A 19,437-nucleotide genomic window follows, 5' to 3' on the forward strand; every position below is an offset into this window, starting at 1 on the left:
GAACTGAGCGCCTTGTGCAGCCAGTTCGCCGCGCAATCGCAAAGCGGCATCACCCGCCAACTGGCCGGCCCGACCGGCGAGCGCAACAGCTACGCCATCCTGCCCCGCGAGCACGTGCTGTGCCTGGCGGACGTGGAAGGCGACCTGCTGACTCAACTGGCGGCGGTGCTGGCCGTCGGCGGCTCGGCGGTATGGCCGGAAACCGACCTGACCAAGGCCTTGTTCCCACGCCTGCCGAAGGAGATTCAGGCGAAGATCAAGCGCGTGGCCGACTGGACCAAGGACGAGGTGGTGTTCGACGCGGTTCTGCACCACGGCGATTCCGACCAGTTGCGTGCGGTGTGCCAGCAAGTGGCCCAGCGTGGTGGCGCGATTGTTGGGGTGCATGGTTTGTCGCAAGGTGAGACGGCGATTGCGCTGGAGCGTCTGGTGATTGAGCGGGCGTTGAGTGTTAACACGGCGGCAGCTGGCGGTAACGCCAGCCTCATGACTATCGGTTAACTGCCTGAAGGAATGCAGTCAGGCATGTGGGAGGGGGCTTGCCCCCGATAGCGGTGGATCAGCCAATGCACTTGGTGACTGACACATCGCCATCGGGGGCAAGCCCCCTCCCACATTTGCCTGTGCATCACCCAAATCAATCTTGCTATCCAGCTTCTATTCGCACACTTAGACTCAGGCCAACTCCTCCAAAGGTAAGCCGCCATGTCCGAGACGCTGCTCAGTTCCCGCAATCTGGCTTTCGAGCTGTACGAAGTCCTCGATGCCGAGGGCCTGACCCAGCGCGAGCGGTTTGCCGAGCACACTCGCGAAACCTTCGACGCGGCCATCAGCACCGCCCGCACGATCGCCGAGAAGTATTTCGCCCCCCACAACCGCAAGAACGACGAAAACGAACCCCGTTACGAAGACGGCCAGGCGATCCTGATTCCGGAGGTGAAACCGGCGGTGGATGCGTTCCTCGAAGCCGGCTTTCTCAACGCGGCGCGTAGTTTCGAAGCGGGCGGCATGCAACTGCCCACGCTGCTGTCTCAAGCCTGTTTCGCGCATTTCCAGTCGGCCAACGCCGCCTCGACGTCCTACCCGTTCCTGACCATGGGCGCCGCCAACCTGATCGAAAGCTTCGGCACCGACGATCAGAAACAGCGCTTTCTGCAACCGATGATCGACGGCCGTTTCTTTGGCACCATGGCCCTCACCGAACCCCACGCCGGCTCATCGCTGTCGGATATTCGTACCCGCGCAGAGCCTGCGGCCGACGGCACGTATCGACTCAAGGGCAACAAGATCTTCATCTCCGGCGGCGATCACCCGCTGTCGGAAAACATCGTGCACATGGTGCTGGCCAAGCTGCCGGACGCACCGGCTGGGGTGAAGGGCATTTCGCTGTTTATCGTGCCCAAGTTCCTGGTCAACGACGACGGTAGCCTGGGCGAGCGCAACGACGTGCTGCTGGCCGGGCTTTTCCACAAGATGGGCTGGCGCGGCACCACGTCCACGGCGCTGAATTTCGGCGATAACGGGCACTGTGTCGGCTATCTGGTGGGCAAGCCGCACCAAGGTTTGAGCTGCATGTTCCAAATGATGAACGAAGCACGCATCGGCGTGGGCATGGGCGCAGTGATGCTCGGTTACGCCGGCTACCTCTACTCCCTGGAGTACGCCCGCGAACGCCCGCAAGGGCGTCTGCCCGACAGTAAAGACCCTACGACCGCGCCAGTCTCGATCATCCAGCATGCCGACATCAAACGTATGCTGTTGACGCAAAAAGCCTACGTGGAAGGTGCCTTCGACCTGGGCCTCTACGCCGCACGCCTGTTCGACGACACCACCACCCTGGAAACCGACGCCGAGCGCAAGCACGCCCACGAACTGCTGGACCTGCTGACGCCCATCGTCAAATCCTGGCCCTCGGAGTTCTGCCTCAAGGCCAACGAACTGGCGATCCAGATCCTCGGTGGCCACGGTTACACCCGTGAATACCCGGTGGAACAGTACTACCGCGATAACCGCCTGAATCCGATCCATGAAGGCACCCATGGCATCCAGTCCCTGGATTTGCTTGGGCGCAAGCTGGCGCAGAACGGTGGCGCGGGCTTGAAGCAACTTATCAGGCTGATGGCCGAAACCGGTGCCCGCGCGCAGGAATACCCAAGCCTCAGCCCACTCAGGGAACCGCTGGAACAGTTGGTCAACCGCCTGCAAAGCGTGACGATCGGCCTGCTGACGGATCTCGCCCACGGCAAGGTCAACAGCAGCCTGGCGAACTCGGCGCTGTACTTGAAGGTGTTCGGGCATACGGTGATTGGCTGGCGCTGGCTGGAACAGGCGATTCGCGCCGAAGAAGGACTGGCCAAGGGCGAGGCGGCCGATGTGGCCTTCTATAAAGGCAAGCTCCAGGCCGCCCGGTACTTCCTGACCTGGGAAGTACCGAGCTGCCATCATGAGCTGGCAATTCTGGAGGCCCGCGATGATACGTGCCTCAGTATGCAAGATGAGTGGTTCTAAGGCGTTCCGATCGCCTTGGAAATCACATCGACCGTGGCGCTGACTTGCTCTTGGTAACGGTCGAGTTCCTGCTGGTGCGCCTGCTGCATTTCGATCTGCTCGGCGCACAGGTTCAGCGCCGCCAGCACCAGTAACTTGTCACCGATCAGGGTCGGGTACTTTTTCTTGGTGTTGGCCAGGGAGGCCTTGAGCAGGGTCACGGCGTGCATCAGGGTTTTATCTTCGCCGGCCGGTGCCTTGATCGAGTAATCCTCTCCGAGAATCGAAACGACCTTTATCCCTTCACTCATGCGCTGACAGGCCCTGCGCTCACACGCTCAACCAGCGCCTGGATACGCGCGGCGGTCGCGCCGTGTTTTTCTTCCTGCTCCATGAGGTTCAGTTGCAGGCTGTCGTTCTCATCCTTGGCACGCGCCAGTTCGGCCTTGAGGGATTCGTTGCTGCCCAACAGGTCCTGATTCTGCTGTACGAGGTCGCTGACCAGTTGTTCCAATTGGCTGAGGGATGCTTCTAACATTTTGATTTCTCGGGCTTTTTCAAAGGGCGGTGACGATAAAGAAAATTCACCTCGGATGCCAGGGTTATCCCCGGCGCGCAGCCCGTTTTTTAAGGGCCGGGCCGCACTTTCGAGCCTTAGTGACTGCATTTACCCGATCTGGTTCCTGAATCGGCCAAACCCCTCGTCAGATGCGACAAAACCGCACAGGCCCCTTTAGACTTTAGTCGTACGACCGATAGAGAGGCACAGACCGTCTCATGGCCGCACGGATCGCGCTCTCCCCCAGGATTCCCGCATGTCGCTACGTAATATGAATATCGCTCCGAGGGCCTTCCTCGGCTTCGCGTTTATTGGCGCATTGATGCTGCTTCTCGGTATTTTCGCGCTGAATCAGATGAGCAAGATCCGTGGCGCCACCCAGGACATCACCCTGTCCAGCGTCCCGAGCATCCGCGCCCTTGATGACTTCACCCAACTCACCTTGCGCCTGCGGGTGTTGTCCTATCGCTTGCTGACCAACCGCGAGCCGGACGTTCAGCAAAAGACCCTGGAAGCCTTCGAACTGCGCAACCAGCAGATCCGCGCCGCTCAGGGCACTTACGAAAAACTGATCGACAGCAGTGAGGAGCGCTCGATCTACGACGAATACATCCGCCTGCTTGCCCAGTACCAACAGATTGAAGCGCGCATGAAGAGCCTGTCGCGCGCCAACCAGGTCGAAGAGCTGCGCACCCTGCTCAACACCGAGCTGTTGAGCAACTCCGAGCAGGTCAACACCGTGCTCAACCGCCTGCTGGACTACAACAACAAGGCCGCCCTTGCCACCAACCAACAGGCTGAAGACCAGTACAACATGGCCTTCAACTGGGTGATTGGCCTGCTGATTATCGCCACGGCACTGACGATGCTGTTCGCCTGGCTGCTGACCCGCAGCATCACCCTGCCTATTTCCCTGGCATTGGAAGCGGCGGAAGAAGTGGCCGAAGGCAACCTGACCCGCCCGATCAAGGTCGACGGCAACGACGAAGCCGGACGCCTGCTGGCGGCCATGGCCAAGATGCAGGACAAACTGCGCGACACCCTGCAACGCATCGCGGGTTCCGCCAGCCAGTTGGCGTCGGCCGCCGAAGAACTGAACGCGGTCACCGACGAAAGCGCCCGTGGCCTGACCCAGCAAAACAACGAAATCGAACAAGCCGCCACGGCGGTGAACGAGATGACCAGTGCCGTCGAAGAAGTCGCACGCAATGCGGTCAGCACGTCCGAAGCTTCGCGCAACGCCACCACCTCCGCCGGGGATGGCCGTGATTTGGTGCAGGAAACCGTCAGCGCCATTGAACGCATGAGCGGCGACGTACAAGCGACCGCAACACTGATTGGCGACTTGGCCAATGAATCGCGCGATATCGGCAAGGTGCTGGACGTGATTCGCGGCCTGGCTGACCAGACCAACCTGCTGGCCCTGAACGCCGCCATCGAAGCGGCCCGTGCGGGTGAAGCCGGCCGTGGCTTTGCGGTGGTCGCCGATGAAGTGCGGGCCCTGGCCCATCGCACCCAGCAGTCGACCAGCGAAATCGAACGGATGATCGGCAGCATCCAGGCCGGCACCGAGCACGCGGTGGACTCGATGCGCAACAGCACCGAACGCGCCGAATCGACACTGAACATCGCCAAAGGCGCCGGGATGTCACTGGACACCATCAACACCGCGATTGTGGAGATCAACGAACGCAACCTGGTCATCGCCAGCGCGGCAGAAGAGCAGGCGCAGGTGGCGCGGGAAGTGGACCGTAACCTGGTGAACATCCGTGATTTGTCGGTACAGTCGGCTACCGGCGCCAGCCAGACCAGTGCGGCGAGCAGCGAGTTGTCGCGCCTGGCGGTGGATCTGAACGGGCTGGTAGGACGCTTCCAGCTCTAACTGACACCTCACCAGAAAAGTTTGTAGTAAGCAGGCTTGCCCTGCGCTGGGCTGCGAAGCAGCCCCAAAACCATTCACCGCGGCCTACCTGTAAAAATGAGGTGTGACGGTTGGGGCTGCTTCGCAGCCCAGCGCAGGGCAAGCCTGCTCACTACAACAAGCTTGCTCATCACAACAAGCGCCCTGCCGCATTCGGATCCCTGTGAATCAGAAAAAGCTTTTTGACAGCGCAGCAATTCAACAGGTTAGAATCGCTGGCACGCAGACTGCATGGTCAGTTTGCGCCCTGTCTTGTTTGCTCATGGAGTACTGCCTTTGAATGCGACGACCATCAACAGCCTGTTCTTGATCGGCGCGTTGCTGGTGAGTGCGAGCATTCTGGTAAGTTCTCTGTCGTCCCGCCTGGGCATCCCGATCCTGGTGATCATCCTGGCCGTGGGCATGGTCGCCGGCGTCGATGGCGGCGGCATCATCTTCGATAACTACCCGACCGCCTATCTGGTGGGCAACCTCGCGTTGGCAGTGATCCTGCTCGACGGCGGCCTGCGCACGCGGGTGGCGAGTTTCCGCGTGGCACTTTGGCCGGCGTTGTCGCTGGCCACGGTGGGGGTGTTGATTACCACCGGCCTCACCGGCATGGCGGCAGCCTGGCTGTTTGACCTCAATATCATCCAGGGCCTGTTGATCGGCGCGATTGTCGGTTCCACGGACGCCGCAGCGGTGTTCTCGTTGCTCGGCGGCAAGGGCCTGAACGAACGGGTCACCGCCAGCCTGGAAATCGAATCCGGCAGCAACGACCCGATGGCGGTGTTCCTCACCGTCACCTTGATCGACATGCTCGCCAGCGGCCAGACCGGCCTGCACTGGAGCCTGCTGACGCACCTGGTGCGCGAGTTCGGCATCGGCGGCGTGGTCGGCCTGGGTGGCGGCTGGCTGATGCTGCAGATGGTCAACCGCATCAACCTGGCCACCGGCCTGTACCCGATCCTGGTGATCGCCGGTGGCCTGTTCGTGTTTGCCGTGACCAACGCCCTGCACGGCAGCGGCTTCCTCGCCGTGTACCTGTGCGGCCTGGTGATCGGCAACCGCCCGGTGCGCAGCCGTCATGGCATTTTGCATATGCTCGACGGCATGGCGTGGCTGGCGCAGATCGGCATGTTCCTGGTGCTGGGCCTGCTGGTTACACCCCACGACTTGCTGCCTATCGCGCTGCCGGCCCTGGGCCTGGCGCTGTGGATGATCCTGTTTGCGCGGCCGCTGTCGGTGATGGTCGGCCTGCTGCCATTCAAGGCGTTCCACGGCCGCGAAAAAGCCTTTATCGCCTGGGTCGGCCTGCGCGGCGCGGTACCGATCATTCTGGCGGTGTTCCCGCTGATGGCCGGGCTGCCGCATGCGCAGCTGTACTTCAACCTGGCGTTCTTTATCGTGCTGGTCTCGCTGCTGGTGCAGGGCACCAGCCTGCCGTGGGTGGCCAAGCTGCTCAAGGTCACCGTACCGCCGGACCCGGCGCCGATTTCCCGCGCAGCCCTGGAAGTGCATGTCACCAGCGAGTGGGAGCTGTTCGTCTACCGCCTCGGTGCGGAAAAATGGTGCATCGGCGCAGCCCTACGCGAACTGAAAATGCCTGAAGGCACGCGGATCGCCGCGCTGTTCCGTGGCCAGCAACTGCTCCATCCGTCGGGTAGTACCGTGCTGGAAGTCGGCGATTTGCTCTGTGTGATCGGCCACGAACACAACCTGCCGGCCCTCGGCAAACTGTTCAGCCAGGCACCGCAACGCGGTTTGGATTTACGCTTCTTCGGCGACTTCGTGCTCGAAGGCGACGCCCAGCTGGGCGCGGTTTCCGCCCTGTACGGCCTGAAGCTGGAAGGCATCGACCCGGACATGCCGCTGAGCCGCTTCATCACCCAGAAAGTTGGGGGGGCGCCAGTCGTCGGCGACCAGGTGGAGTGGAACAACACCATCTGGACCGTCGCGGTCATGGACGGGAACAAGATTGGCAAAGTCGGCGTCAGATTCCCCGAAGGAAGTCGCCCGGGCCCCGGACTCTTCCTCTAAACTGCGGGGCGACGACGCCCCCGATTCTTCACCTTGCTCGACCGGTCTCTATGCCAACCCTGCGCACTTTTCTCGCCACTGCCCTGCTGGGCTTGACTCTTTGTATCGGCACCGTTCACGCGGCCGACCCGCCCAGCGCCGACGCCATCCAGCAAACCCTGGACAAGCTGCCTGACCGCAAGCTGCCCGATGCCGACATGAAGGCGCTGCAGACCATTCTGCAACAGACCCTGACCTACCTCGGCAACAAGCAGGATTACGAGCAGCGGCTGGTCGATCTCAAGCGCCAATTGGAAGATGCGCCGCGCCAGACCGTCGAGAACCAGCGCGAGCTGACCCGGCTCAAGGCCACCAAAATCATCCCGGTCGCCCAGCGCTACGCCAGCCTGCCGGTGCCCCAGCTTGAGCAATTACTGGTGCAGCGCAGCACCCAGCAAGGCGACCTGCAGAAAGAACTGGCCGACGCCAACAGCCTGTCCATCGCTGCCCAGACTCGCCCGGAGCGAGCCCAGACCGAGATCAGCAGCAGCCAGACGCGTATCCAGCAGATCAATTCGATCCTCAAGGCCGGCAAAGACAACGGTAAATCCCTCAGCGGCGACCAGCGCAACCAGCTCAACGCCGAACTCGCGGCCCTCAACGCGCTGATCCCGCTGCGCCGCCAGGAACTGGCCGGCAACAGCCAACTGCAAGACCTGGGCAACAGCCAGCACGACCTGGTGATGGAAAAGACCGCGCGCCTGGAACAAGAGATCCAGGACCTGCAGACCTTGATCAACCAGAAGCGCCTGGCCCAGTCCCAGCAGACCGTGACCCAACAGTCCATCGAAGCGCAAAAGGCCGGCGGCAGCAGCCTGCTGGCCACGGAAAGCGCGGCCAACCTGAAGCTGTCCGACTACCTGCTCAAAAGCACCGACCGCCTCAACGACCTTACCCAGAAAAACCTGCAGACCAAACAGCAACTCGACACCGTAACCCAGAGCGATTCGGCCCTCGACGAGCAGATCAACGTGCTCAAAGGCAGCCTGCTGCTGTCGAAGATCCTCTACAAACAAAAGCAGGCCTTGCCGCGCCTGACGGTCGACCGCGACCTGGCGGACGATATCGCCAACATTCGCCTGTACCAGTTCGAGGTCAACCAGCAGCGCGAGCTGATCAGCTCGCCCAGTGCCTATGTGGATAACTTGCTGGCGAACCAATCGCCGGAAGACGTCACCCCGCAACTACGCCGTACTTTGCTGGAACTGGCGATCACCCGCAGCGACCTGCTGGAGCGCCTGAGCCGCGAGCTGAGCGCGCTGCTCAACGAGTCCATCACCCTGCAACTGAACCAGAAACAACTGCTCAGCACCGCCACGACATTGCGGGCGACGCTGGATGAGCAGATGTTCTGGATTCCCAGCAACAAGCCGTTGGATACCGAGTGGCTGGAAACCGTCCCGGCGCACCTGAGCAAGCAAGTCACCACCCTGCCCTGGGCATCCAGCGTCAGCGAACTGTACGACGGCCTGACCCAACGCCCGCTGCTGTTCCTGCCGCTGCTGCTGTTGATCGGCGCGCTGCTGTGGCGACGCAAAGCCCTGTACCAGCGCCTGAACAAGGTCCACCTGGACATCGGTCACTTCAAGCGCGACAGCCAATGGCACACGCCGCAGGCCATCCTGATCAATATCCTGCTGGCGATGCCGGTGTCCCTGGGCTTGGCGCTGTGCGGTTACGCGCTGCAGATCGACGCCCGGGGGCAAAACGCCAACTTGGGCGCGGCCTTGCTGCAGATCGCCCAAGCGTGGCTGGTGTTCTACACCGCCTACCGCATCCTGGCGCCAGGCGGCGTGGCCGAACTGCACTTCCGCTGGGAAAAACCCCAGGTCGAATTCCTGCAAGGTTGGGTGCGCAAGCTCGGGCTGGTGGTGCTCGCGCTGGTGGCCGTGGTGGCGATTGCCGAGCACCAACCGGCGGCGCTCGCCGACGACGTGCTGGGCATCGGCGTGGTACTGACCTGTTATGCGCTGATGGCCTGGCTGCTGGGTCGCCTGCTGCTGCATAGCCCGACCCATGAAAAAGCCTCGCTGTTTCGCAAGGCCGTGGGCCTGTTATTCACCGCACTGCCCGTCGCGTTGTTTATCGCCGTGTGCTTCGGCTATTACTACACCGCGCTCAAGCTCAGCGACCGGCTGATCAACACCCTGTACCTGCTGATGTTCTGGCTGGTGATCGAAGCCACCTTCGTGCGCGGCCTGGGCGTTGCCGCCCGGCGCCTGGCTTATGCGCGCGCCCTGGCCAAACGCCAGGCCGCCAAGGAAGCCGGCGACGGTGAAGCGGTGATCGAAGAGCCGACCCTGGACATCGAGCAGGTCAACGAACAGTCCATGCGCCTGATCCGCCTGGCCCTGCTCGGCGGCTTTATCGCAGCGCTGTACTGGGTGTGGTCGGACTTGATCTCGGTGTTTTCCTACCTCGACAACGTCACCCTCTACGAATACACCAGCGGCACCGGCGCGAATATCAGCATGGTGCCCATCAGCATCGGCGACTTGCTCGGCGCGCTGATCATCATCGGTATTACCTTCGCGCTGGCGCGCAACCTGCCCGGCCTGCTGGAGGTGCTGGTGCTGTCCAAGCTGGAACTGGCCCAGGGCAGCGCCTACGCGACCACCACCTTGCTGTCGTACGTGATTGCCGGCGTCGGTTTTGTCTCCACCTTGTCGACCCTCGGCGTGAGCTGGGACAAGTTGCAATGGCTGGTGGCGGCACTGTCGGTGGGCTTGGGCTTCGGCATGCAGGAGATCTTCGCCAACTTTATCTCCGGCATCATGATCCTGTTCGAACGCCCGGTACGCATCGGCGACACCATCACCATCGGCAACCTGTCGGGCACGGTGAGCAAGATCCGCATCCGCGCCACCACGATCACCGACTTTGATCGCAAGGACATCATTGTCCCGAACAAGACCTTCATCACCGGGCAACTGATCAACTGGTCGCTGACCGACACCATCACGCGGGTCACCCTGAAACTCGGCGTGGACTACGGCTCCGACCTGGACCTAGTGAAGGAGCTGCTGCTCAAGGCCGCCAGGGAAAACCCACGGGTACTGAAAGAACCCGAACCGCACGTGTACTTCCTCAACTTCGGCGAAAGTACCCTCGACCACGAACTGCGCATGCACGTGCGTGACCTGGGTGACCGCAACCCGGTGCTGGACGAGGTCAACCGCTACATCAACCGTGAATTCAAGAAACAGCACATCAACATCTCGTTCCGGCAGATGGAGGTGTACCTCAAGAACATGCACGGTCAGGAGTACAAGCTGGTGCCGGTCGAGGATGATCGCAAGACCATCGCTGGGCCGGCCCCGGAGCAGGACGCCCCCGAGCCGCCAGCCAGCAAAGTTGATGACGCGCCGGAACCGCCGCCGAGCAAACTCGACTAACCGCGCTATCCCCAGCAGAATGCTCGGACATTCTGCTGGAGATGGCCGGTGAAAGCCCTCGACGAACTGACCTTCGACAACCGCTTCGCACGCCTGGGCGACGCGTTTTCAACCCACGTATTGCCCGAGCCCCTCGACGCGCCGCGCCTGGTCGTGGCGAGTAACGCTGCCATGGCGTTGCTCGACCTCGACCCGGCGGTGGCTGAAACGCCGGTATTCGCCGAGCTGTTTGGTGGGCACAAGCTGTGGGCCGAAGCCGAGCCGCGGGCGATGGTCTATTCCGGGCATCAGTTCGGTGGCTACACCCCACAACTGGGCGATGGCCGTGGGTTGTTGCTGGGCGAAGTGTACAACGAGGCCGGCGAACACTGGGACCTGCACCTCAAGGGCGCCGGGATGACGCCTTACTCGCGCATGGGCGATGGACGCGCCGTATTGCGCTCGTCGATCCGCGAGTTCCTGGCGTCCGAAGCGCTGCACGCGCTGGGCATCCCCAGCAGCCGCGCATTGTGCGTGATCGGTTCCGACACACCCGTATGGCGCGAGAAGCAGGAACGCGGCGCCATGGTGTTGCGCATGGCTCACAGCCATATCCGCTTCGGCCATTTCGAATACTTCTACTACACCAAGAAACCCGAGCAGCAGGCCGAGTTGGCCGAACACGTGCTGAACCTGCACTACCCCGAATGCCGCGAACAGCCTGAACCCTACCTGGCCATGTTCCGCGAAATCGTCGAGCGCAATGCCGAACTGATCGCCAAATGGCAGGCCTATGGCTTTTGCCACGGGGTGATGAACACCGACAACATGTCGATCCTCGGTATCACCTTCGACTTCGGGCCGTTTGCGTTCCTGGACGACTTCGACGCGCACTTCATCTGCAACCACTCCGACCACGAGGGGCGTTACTCCTTCAGCAACCAGGTGCCGATCGGCCAGTGGAACCTCAGCGCCCTGGCGCAGGCGCTGACGCCGTTCATCAGCGTTGATGCCTTGAAGGAAGCGCTCGGCCTGTACCTGCCGCTGTACCAGGCCAATTACCTGGACCTGATGCGCCGCCGCCTGGGACTGACCACCGCCGAAGACGATGACCAGAAGCTGGTCGAGCGGTTATTGAAGCTGATGCAGAACAGCGGCGTGGATTACACGCTGTTCTTCCGGCTCCTGGGGGATGAGCCCGCGGCGCTGGCGGTGACGCGGCTGCGCGATGACTTTGTCGACCTGGCCGGGTTTGATGCCTGGGCCGAGCAGTACAAGGCCCGCGTTGAACGGGATGGCGACAACAGCGAAGAACAACGCCGTGCGCGGATGCATGCGGTGAACCCGCTTTACATCCTGCGCAACTACCTGGCGCAGAACGCTATCGCGGCCGCCGAGTCAGGGGATTACAGCGAGGTGCGGCGGTTGCATGAGGTGCTGTCCAAGCCGTTCGAGGAACAAGCGGGGATGGAGCAATACGCGCAGCGGCCACCGGATTGGGGCAAGCATTTGGAGATTAGTTGTTCGTCGTAAACCTTTAAATGAAGGTTTCTACTGATACGCCGAAGCGCTCAGCCAGCCAACGAATTTGCCGTATGTTGAGTTGGCGTTTTCCACTCAATACCTCAGAGACCACCGACTGGGCACCAACCCCCGGCAGGTCGCTCTGAGTGAGGTTGTGTTCGCGCATCATGTAGCGCAATACATCAGCACCACTGGCGACGGGCATTGGGCGGTGCTTATGATCGTAGGCTTCGATCCAGTCACTGAGGATATCCACCAGGCTCATCAGCGGACTGTCTTCATTTTCACCGATCAGGCTCAGCAACTCGTCCAAACCACATACCAGCGCGTCGTAGTCTGCCTCGTTTTCTGGTTTGCGCATCACGGGTGAAACAAATTGCCAGTGTTCGGCGGCTACTCGCATAAGCGCGCTCATCTGATGTTTTCCTTCCATTTATCTTTCTCATAATCGCGGTGATCAATCAGATGCTTGATGTAGACGCGCTGCGCCTGATACTCCACGCCAGCAATCAACCTCAGCTTATTGCCTCCAATATCGAAAACGTGAAACTCCCCGACCTTATCCGTGGCGGGGAACATGGCTTTCATCGCCGCGAAATCTTTGGGGGCATTTCGCTTCATTACTCGATACCACTGATCCAACGCGGTTGCTGACCGTGGCCACTTTTCCTTTGCTTCCCAGATCCTTTTCTCGCTGATCACTCGCATGCAACATCCTTATCGCATCTTGCTATGAAGGTTAAACTCGAATTTCGAATATCGCAATTTGCGATAATCGCAAACAGACCAATGGTTCAAAACAGAACAGGCTCCGACAGCCTAGATAGGCGACCCCACATCAGCACGGGCAAAACTGTCAGTGGATAAGTCACCCTCTCCCCGCCTTGATAAACACCTCGCCCGACTCCAGATACAGTCCATTGGCAACACCCAAGGAGCCCATCATGTCCGAACCGCTTGTAATCCCCTGCCCTCATTGCAACGGCCTCAACCGCATACTCGGTGAACGCCTGGGCGATGCGCCCAAATGCGGGCGCTGCAAGCAGCCGGTTTTACTGAACAAGCCTTTTGAGCTGAAGCAAGGCGATTACGCCAGCCAGATCAAAGGCGATTTGCCGTTGCTGGTGGATGTGTGGGCCGACTGGTGTGGGCCGTGTAAATCGTTTGCGCCGGTGTTCGAGCAGGCGGCCGGGCAGTTGGCGGGCAAGTGCCGCTTGGCCAAGCTGGACAGCGAGGCCAATCAACAGCTGTCGGCGCAGTTGGGGATTCGCTCGATCCCCAGTTTGATTCTGTTCAAGAACGGCCGCGAAGTGGCCCGCCAGAGCGGAGCGTTCCCATTGCCGCAGTTGATGAGCTGGTTGCGTAGCCAGGGCGTGTAACTCGACCTTGAAAACCACCCAGCCCCCTCCCACATTTTGACCGCGCTTTACCTTGAGGCCAGCGGGGCTTCACGGTCCATCATCTGGCTGACCAGCAGTACGCCCAGTTCGCTCAATTGGTGGATGGCCAAGGCAACGTCGCGGTGTTCGCCGCTGAGGTCGTTGGACAGGTTGAGCAACAGGGTTCGGACGGAGGAGAAGGTTTCGTAGCTGTTGAGGATGAGGGTTTCGGTGGGGAGGTTGGGTGCAACGGTATAAAGGTTAACCATGGATCGTCTCCGAGCAGGAGCCGCAGCCAACCGCTACTAAACGGAGGGTGGCAGCTGTACGCAGGTTAGTAGACCGGGGAGACGCAACCGGCGCGCCCGAAAGCGCCCTCCGTACAGCCACCGTCAAGTTCAGGAAGGTCCTGATTGACGAATTACTGCACGTCTCACCACGGGCTACTAAACCCGATCACTGAACATTCAGCGACCCAGGAACCTTAGAGACGCCCATCCAGACGCACAAGCCAGCGGATTCTGGCTTACCTGTAGGCAACGTTACAAGACACACCCCCTATTGCCAGACCCGTCCTACAGACTGTGTGGGACACATCCATTTCCATCTGCCGAAACGCGATAAAAATGTGGGAGGGGGCTTGCTCCCGATAGCAGTGTGTCAGTCAGTACATCTGTTACTGAAGCACCGCAATCGGCAGCAAGCCCCCTCCCACAGGGGTTTTGTGTTGTCGTTTAGATCACGCGTTTTCCAGCAGGTTATGCAGCTCCACAAACTGCTGCGTCAGCTTATGCCGTGGGTCCAGGTGGATCAGGGGTTTGTTCTCCTGGTGTGACTCACGCATGCGCACGGAACTGGCCAGGTACACCGGCAGCACCGGCAAGCCTTCGGCAATCAATTCATCCAGCATCTGCTGGGGCAGGCTCGCACGTGCCTGGAACTGGTTGACCACGATGCCTTCCACTTCCAGGCCTTCGTTGTGGTCTTCCTTCAGCTCTTCGATTTCAGCCAGCAGGCCATACAACGCCTGACGCGAGAAGCTGTCGCAATCGAAGGGAATCAGTACACGATCAGCGGCGATCAACGCCGAAACCGCATAGAAATTCAGCGCCGGTGGCGTATCCAGGTAAATCCGGTCGTAATCCTCGCTCAGCTCATCCAGCAGCTTTCGCAGCTTGTTGATCTTATGCTTGGCCTCAAGCTTGGGCTGCAGGTCCGCCAATTCGGCGGTCGCGGTGATGACGTGCAAGTTGTCGAAGGGGGTTTCGTAGATATCCACCCGGTTTTTCTTCGAAAACGGCCCGGAAGACAGGGTCTGCTTGAAGAATTCGGCAATGCCCATCGGTATATCGTCGCCGGTCAGCCCGGTGAGGTACTGGGTTGAATTGGCTTGTGCATCGAGGTCCACCAACAGGGTTCGATAGCCTTCGCTGGCGCTCACCGCCGCCAGGTTGCAGGCGATGCTGGACTTGCCCACGCCGCCTTTCTGATTGAACACCACACGCCGCATGGAAAAACCTCCGTGTATCAATGAATGTCCGAGTGTAGAGGGCAAAAGCGCCTGTTAGCTACCTCGTTCATCCATGCACTGCTGCATCACGAACCATTGGCGATCTGACTGTCATACACAGCTCACCGGTTAAAAAGAACCGTCCCACACACCATCCCAGCCCCAGGTGAAGGAAAATCTGTAAATCTTTTTCACCGATTTGTAATTCCCTATGCACAATTCTTTACCAAAGTTTGCTAGAACCCCACGGCACCGGGATAATGCGCGCCATTCGGCTATTGCTCCCTGTCCCGGTATTCGGGGCCAACTGCCGCACATGGAAGCCCGCAGGGGCGGGATAACGTCTCAGTGATCACTTTCAACATCGCCCAATGGCGCGCCTGGGCCCCTGGCCTGGAGAGTGCGGACGACTGGCACGCCTGGTGCCAGGCCCCGGTGTTGCTGCCTGCAAGCGAAGCCTCCCCCGACGTCTCGTTCCTACCCGCCATGCAACGTCGCCGCCTCAGCCGCCTGGCGCGCATGGCATTCTGTGTGGGCTGGCCGCTGGCTGAGGGCTTGGAAGACTTGCCGCTGGTGTTTATCTCCCGGCATGGCGAAACCCCACGCACCCTCGATATCCTCAGCGACCTGGCCAACGACCAGCCACTGTCGCCGACCCAGTTCAGCCTGTCGGTGCACAACGCGGTAATTGGCCTGTGGTCGATCCTGCGCAATGAAACCAGCGAAATGACCGCCCTCGCCGCCGCAGGCGACGGCCTGGAACACGGCATGCTCGAAGCCGCCGCACTGCTCAACGAAGGCGCGCCGGCCGTTTTGCTGGTGATTACCGAAGAGCAGCCGCCAGCCGCCTACGCCAGCTGGATCGTTGACGTGCCCTTCCCCTACGCCGTCGGCCTGCTGCTGACACCGGGCGACGAGTGGCAACTGGAACTAAACAGCGGCGCTGTCCAACTCACTCAAGCCCAGTGGCCCCACGCCCTGAACCTGCTGCGCACCCTGCTCACTGATCAGGGTGCCTGCCAACATGCCTGGAAGAACCGAGTATGGAACTGGCAACGCAAGCCGTGAACGACAAGCCACGGGACGCTTACTACTGGCGCCTGTTCGCCACCGCCGCCAGTTTCTTTGTGTTCGGCATCGGTGGGCTGTGCCTGCGTTTGCTGGTATTTCCGCTGCTCGGCTGCCTGCCAGGCAGCGCCGAAAAACACCAGCGCCGCGCCCGTCACACCATCAGCAAACTGTTCTGGTTCTTTATCCGCCTGATGCAGCGCGCCGGCGTGCTGACCTACAGCGTCGAAGGCGCGGAAAAACTCGGCCGCCCGGGCCAGATGATCATCGCCAACCACCCGTCGCTGATCGACGTGGTGTTCCTGATCGGCCTGATGCGCCAGACCAACTGCGTGGTCAAGCAGAGCCTGTTCGAAAACCCGTTCATGCGTGGCCCGGTGCGCGACGCAGGCTACATCAGCAATGACGGCAGTTCGGACATGCTCGATGCGGCCGCCGACGCCCTGCGCGCAGGCCAGACGCTGATCATTTTCCCTGAAGGCACCCGCACCACACCCGGCGCGGCGCCTGCCTTTCATCGCGGTGGCGCCGCCATTGCACTGCGGGGTGCGACAATCATCACCCCGGTGGTGATCAAGGTGAGCCCCACCACGCTGACCAAGGCCGAACCCTGGTATCGCATCCCAAAATGCCGCTTTCACTTCAGTTTGCGCGTGGGTGCCGATATAGAACCACAGGCGTTCGCAACACTGGGCCCCGCGCCTCAGGCCTCACGCAAGCTCAACGATTACCTGCATCACTATTTTATTAAGGAGCTCGCCGAAGATGAGCGACCAACACCGCCTTGAGCACGACATAAAGATGCTGATCATCGAGGCCCTGGGCCTGGAGGACATCGGCGTCGACGACATCGGCAGCGAGCAAACCCTGTTCGGCGAAGGCCTCGGCCTGGATTCGGTAGACGCCCTGGAATTGGGCCTGGCGATCCAGAAAAAGTACGGCATCAAAATCGATGCCGACGCCAAGGACACGCGCAATCACTTCACCAACGTGGCCAGCCTTGCGGCGTTCGTCACGGCCAGACAGGCAGCTTGAGACCGGACCATGCAAACTCGTGACGATATTTTCAACACCTTGCGCGACGCCTTGGTGGAACTGTTTGAACTGCCGCCGGAACGCGTCACCCTTGACGCCAACCTGTACCAGGACCTGGAAATCGACAGCATCGATGCCGTCGACTTGATCGACCATATCAAGCGCCAGACCGGCAAGAAGATCGCCGCCGAGGAATTCAAGGCGGTGCGTACGGTGAACGACGTGGTTGAGGCGGTGTACCGTCTGGTCCAGCCTGCCGCATGAGCCGGCTGATCGGCCTTGGCCTGCTGCTGGCGGGGCTGCTGTACCCTTTTGCGGTGTATTACGGCACCGAACACTTTGCGCCATGGCAATTCGGCCTGCTGCTGGGCGGCCTATGGCTGCTGCGTGCGCTGACCGGTGCACGACGCCCCGGCAGCCGCTGGATGGCACTGGCGGTGATCGTGTTCTGCCTGCTGCTGGCCTGGTTCGACAACCCCCGCCTGCTGCGGTGGTACCCGAGCCTGGTCAGTGCGTTCATGCTGGCGCTGTTCGGCTTGAGCCTCAAGTACGGCCCGCCGATGGTCGAGCGCCTGGCGCGCATGACCGATCCTGTGTTGCCGCCCCATGCCATCGTGTATACCCGCCGGGTGACCGTGGTGTGGAGCGTGTTTTTTCTGTGTAATGGCCTGCTCGCCGCCGCCCTCACCCTGTGGGCGCCGCTGAGCTGGTGGACGTTGTACAACGGCCTGATCGCCTACGGGTTGATGGGGCTGTTGTTTGCCGTGGAATGGCTGGTACGACAAAGGGTTCGAGGCCGCGTATGAATGGGTTGAAACTTGAGCACTTGCTGCTTGAGCCGCTGGAACAGCGTTCGGTCACCACCGAACCTGCAATGAGTCACGCCCAGCTGTGGGAGCAATCCCTGAGCCTGGCGGCGGGCCTGCAAGCGCGGGGTATCCGGCGCCTGGCCGTGTACCTGGAAGATGCAGGCCTGCTGGCGGTGGCCCTGCTGGGCGCGTGGCGGGCCGGGGTCAGCGTGTTGCTGCCCGCCGACTTGCAACCTCAGACCCGCCAACGCTGGGATGAAGCCGTCGACGCCTGGCTGACTGAAGCTGAGGACCTGGATGCGCTGTACCAGGCACCACTGAGCGCTGCCGCCCTCGACCTGGACGCGTGCCAACTGAGCCTGTGCACCTCCGGTTCCAGCGGCGAACCCAAGCGCATCGACAAGACCCTGCGCCAACTGGCCAACGAGGTCCAGGCCTTGGAAACCTTGTGGGGCCCGGACCTCAAAGACGCCTGCATCATCGGCAGCGTCGCCACCCAACACATCTACGGCTTGCTGTTCCGCGTGCTGTGGCCGCTGTGCGCCGGCCGCACTTTTGTGCGCAAACAACTGGCCTTCCCCGAAGACTTGCAGCGCGCCAGCCGCGAGCACACGCAATTTGCCTGGGTCGCCAGCCCGGCGTTGCTCAAGCGCATGGGTGACAACCTTGACTGGCCCGCGCTAAGCCAGGTGTCGCGGGTGTTTTCGTCCGGCGGCGCGCTGCCGGTGGAAGCCGCCGGCAGCCTGTACGACCGCTTGCAACAATGGCCGACAGAGATCCTCGGCAGCTCGGAAACCGGTGGTATCGCCTGGCGCCAGGGTGCGCAGCCGTGGCAGCCGTTTGCCGACGTGCACCTGAGCCAGGATGCCGACGGCGCCCTGCGCATCGCCTCGCCGTATCTGCCTGCGGGGCATGTCGAACAAACCGCCGACGCGGCACGCATTCATGCCGATGGCCGTTTCGAACTGCTGGGCCGCCTGGATCGCATCGTCAAGCTGGAAGAAAAACGCATCTCCCTGCCCATGCTGGAAAACGCGCTGATGGCCCACCCGTGGGTCGCGGAAACCCGGCTGGGCGTGGTGCAGGAAAACCGCGCCTCTCTCGGCGCGCTGGTGGTGTTGAGCGCCGAGGGCCTGCATGCCCTGCGCAATCAGGGCCGACGCACGCTCACCCAGACCCTGCGCCAGCATTTGAGCCAACATTGCGAAGCCCTGGCGCTGCCACGGCGCTGGCGACTGCTGAGACAGTTGCCCCTGAACAGCCAGGGCAAGCTGCCACAGGCCGATGTCGAGGCGCTGCTGTTGGCGCCTCGGCCGAAGGCGCCGGAAGTGCTGGAGCACGTCGAAACCGATGGCGAATGGACCGTGCAACTGAGCGTGCCGCCGGACCTGGCCTATTTCAGCGGGCACTTCCCGGTCACGCCGGTGCTGCCGGGGGTAGTGCAGGTGGAATGGGCCTTCAACCTGGGCCAGCAACTGCTCGATGTGCCGCCGACCTTTGCCGGTATGGAAGTGCTCAAGTTCCAGCAACTGGTGCGGCCGGGCGATGCGATCGAACTGCACCTGCGCTTCGACCCGGAGCGCAGCAAGCTTTACTTTGCGTATCGCAATGGCGTCGCCGCCTGCTCCAGCGGCCGGATTCAACTGGAGCCAGCGCATGCATAAGCTGTTGTGGCGAGGAAGCTTGCTCCCGCTGGAGTGCGAAGCGCTCCCA

General features: G+C 61.4%; 17 protein-coding genes and 3 pseudogenes. 14 read left to right on the forward strand and 6 right to left on the reverse strand.

Going from position 1 to position 19,437, the window contains the following annotated elements:
- Together AC3ZU9_RS24820 and AC3ZU9_RS24825 are read left to right on the forward strand one after the other, a co-directional pair.
- A pseudogene (locus AC3ZU9_RS24820) lies at positions 1–501 on the forward strand (trifunctional transcriptional regulator/proline dehydrogenase/L-glutamate gamma-semialdehyde dehydrogenase); the annotation flags it as partial.
- 204 nt (positions 502–705) lie between these two features.
- Positions 706–2,508 carry an acyl-CoA dehydrogenase gene (locus AC3ZU9_RS24825; protein WP_093542868.1) on the forward strand — a complete coding sequence of 601 codons (1,803 nt, stop codon included), beginning with the start codon at positions 706–708 and terminating at the stop codon, positions 2,506–2,508.
- On the opposite strand, the gene AC3ZU9_RS24830 is transcribed toward AC3ZU9_RS24825, so the two are convergent.
- Both AC3ZU9_RS24830 and AC3ZU9_RS24835 read right to left on the reverse strand, forming a co-directional pair.
- Positions 2,505–2,798, reverse strand: a complete 294-nt coding sequence (locus AC3ZU9_RS24830; RefSeq protein WP_012721850.1) for a cell division protein ZapA — start codon at positions 2,796–2,798, stop codon at positions 2,505–2,507. The genes AC3ZU9_RS24825 and AC3ZU9_RS24830 overlap by 4 nt on opposite strands.
- Positions 2,795–3,025, reverse strand: coding sequence for a hypothetical protein (locus AC3ZU9_RS24835; RefSeq protein WP_012721849.1), 231 nt, complete (start codon positions 3,023–3,025; stop codon positions 2,795–2,797). The genes AC3ZU9_RS24830 and AC3ZU9_RS24835 overlap by 4 nt, the downstream gene beginning before the upstream one ends.
- Positions 3,026–3,368: 343 nt before the next feature.
- Here AC3ZU9_RS24835 and AC3ZU9_RS24840 point away from each other — a divergent pair.
- The 5 genes and pseudogenes from AC3ZU9_RS24840 to selO form a co-directional block, all read left to right on the forward strand.
- Positions 3,369–4,025, forward strand: a pseudogene (locus tag AC3ZU9_RS24840) (MCP four helix bundle domain-containing protein); the annotation flags it as partial.
- A gap of 303 nt (positions 4,026–4,328) precedes the next feature.
- Positions 4,329–4,928 (forward strand): annotated as a pseudogene (locus AC3ZU9_RS24845) (methyl-accepting chemotaxis protein); the annotation flags it as partial.
- 315 nt (positions 4,929–5,243) lie between these two features.
- Positions 5,244–6,986 (forward strand): potassium/proton antiporter, encoded by a 1,743-nt coding sequence (locus AC3ZU9_RS24850; protein WP_012721847.1) that lies wholly within the window; start codon positions 5,244–5,246, stop codon positions 6,984–6,986.
- Positions 6,987–7,036: 50 nt separating this feature from the next.
- Positions 7,037–10,420 (forward strand): mechanosensitive channel MscK, encoded by a 3,384-nt coding sequence (gene mscK / locus AC3ZU9_RS24855; RefSeq protein WP_046033884.1) that lies wholly within the window; start codon positions 7,037–7,039, stop codon positions 10,418–10,420.
- A gap of 48 nt (positions 10,421–10,468) precedes the next feature.
- On the forward strand, positions 10,469–11,932 hold the full coding sequence (gene selO, locus AC3ZU9_RS24860; protein WP_490091479.1) for a protein adenylyltransferase SelO: 1,464 nt from the start codon (positions 10,469–10,471) through the stop codon (positions 11,930–11,932).
- A gap of 4 nt (positions 11,933–11,936) precedes the next feature.
- On the opposite strand, the gene AC3ZU9_RS24865 is transcribed toward selO, so the two are convergent.
- Together AC3ZU9_RS24865 and AC3ZU9_RS24870 are read right to left on the reverse strand one after the other, a co-directional pair.
- A complete protein-coding gene (locus AC3ZU9_RS24865; protein ID WP_012721844.1) occupies positions 11,937–12,338 on the reverse strand; it encodes a helix-turn-helix domain-containing protein in 402 nt (133 codons plus the stop codon).
- Positions 12,335–12,631: a type II toxin-antitoxin system HigB family toxin gene (locus tag AC3ZU9_RS24870; RefSeq protein WP_046033881.1), complete on the reverse strand. Its 297-nt coding sequence runs from the start codon at positions 12,629–12,631 to the stop codon at positions 12,335–12,337. Before AC3ZU9_RS24870 ends, AC3ZU9_RS24865 begins: the two co-directional genes overlap by 4 nt.
- A 236-nt stretch (positions 12,632–12,867) precedes the next feature.
- On the opposite strand from AC3ZU9_RS24870, the gene trxC reads away from it, so the two are divergent.
- The gene (gene trxC, locus AC3ZU9_RS24875) at positions 12,868–13,302 is read left to right on the forward strand and encodes a thioredoxin TrxC (RefSeq protein WP_490091480.1); all 435 of its coding nucleotides are present in this window, start codon (positions 12,868–12,870) and stop codon (positions 13,300–13,302) included.
- A gap of 47 nt (positions 13,303–13,349) precedes the next feature.
- On the opposite strand, the gene AC3ZU9_RS24880 is transcribed toward trxC, so the two are convergent.
- The gene (locus AC3ZU9_RS24880) at positions 13,350–13,571 is read right to left on the reverse strand and encodes a DUF6124 family protein (protein ID WP_012721841.1); all 222 of its coding nucleotides are present in this window, start codon (positions 13,569–13,571) and stop codon (positions 13,350–13,352) included.
- Positions 13,572–14,041: 470 nt separating this feature from the next.
- Positions 14,042–14,812 carry a ParA family protein gene (locus AC3ZU9_RS24885; RefSeq protein ID WP_012721840.1) on the reverse strand — a complete coding sequence of 257 codons (771 nt, stop codon included), beginning with the start codon at positions 14,810–14,812 and terminating at the stop codon, positions 14,042–14,044.
- Between the two features lie 348 nt (positions 14,813–15,160).
- Here AC3ZU9_RS24885 and AC3ZU9_RS24890 point away from each other — a divergent pair, with 348 nt between their 5' ends.
- From AC3ZU9_RS24890 to AC3ZU9_RS24915, 6 genes are read left to right on the forward strand one after another with little or no spacing between them, the layout of a single operon-like run.
- Entirely contained in the window at positions 15,161–15,880 is a 720-nt protein-coding gene (locus AC3ZU9_RS24890) for a beta-ketoacyl synthase chain length factor (protein ID WP_490091481.1), read from the forward strand.
- A complete protein-coding gene (locus AC3ZU9_RS24895) occupies positions 15,856–16,668 on the forward strand; it encodes a lysophospholipid acyltransferase family protein (protein ID WP_012721838.1) in 813 nt (270 codons plus the stop codon). Before AC3ZU9_RS24890 ends, AC3ZU9_RS24895 begins: the two co-directional genes overlap by 25 nt.
- Positions 16,646–16,915: a phosphopantetheine-binding protein gene (locus AC3ZU9_RS24900; protein WP_012721837.1), complete on the forward strand. Its 270-nt coding sequence runs from the start codon at positions 16,646–16,648 to the stop codon at positions 16,913–16,915. The genes AC3ZU9_RS24895 and AC3ZU9_RS24900 overlap by 23 nt, the downstream gene beginning before the upstream one ends.
- 9 nt (positions 16,916–16,924) lie before the next feature.
- Complete coding sequence (locus AC3ZU9_RS24905) at positions 16,925–17,179, forward strand: acyl carrier protein (protein WP_003187949.1); 255 nt, start codon at positions 16,925–16,927, stop codon at positions 17,177–17,179.
- On the forward strand, positions 17,176–17,721 hold the full coding sequence (locus AC3ZU9_RS24910; protein ID WP_102061106.1) for a COG4648 family protein: 546 nt from the start codon (positions 17,176–17,178) through the stop codon (positions 17,719–17,721). Before AC3ZU9_RS24905 ends, AC3ZU9_RS24910 begins: the two co-directional genes overlap by 4 nt.
- Positions 17,718–19,388 (forward strand): ApeI family dehydratase, encoded by a 1,671-nt coding sequence (locus AC3ZU9_RS24915; protein WP_490091482.1) that lies wholly within the window; start codon positions 17,718–17,720, stop codon positions 19,386–19,388. Before AC3ZU9_RS24910 ends, AC3ZU9_RS24915 begins: the two co-directional genes overlap by 4 nt.
- Positions 19,389–19,437: the final 49 nt, after the last annotated feature.

Source organism: Pseudomonas sp. A39, from assembly GCF_058145955.1.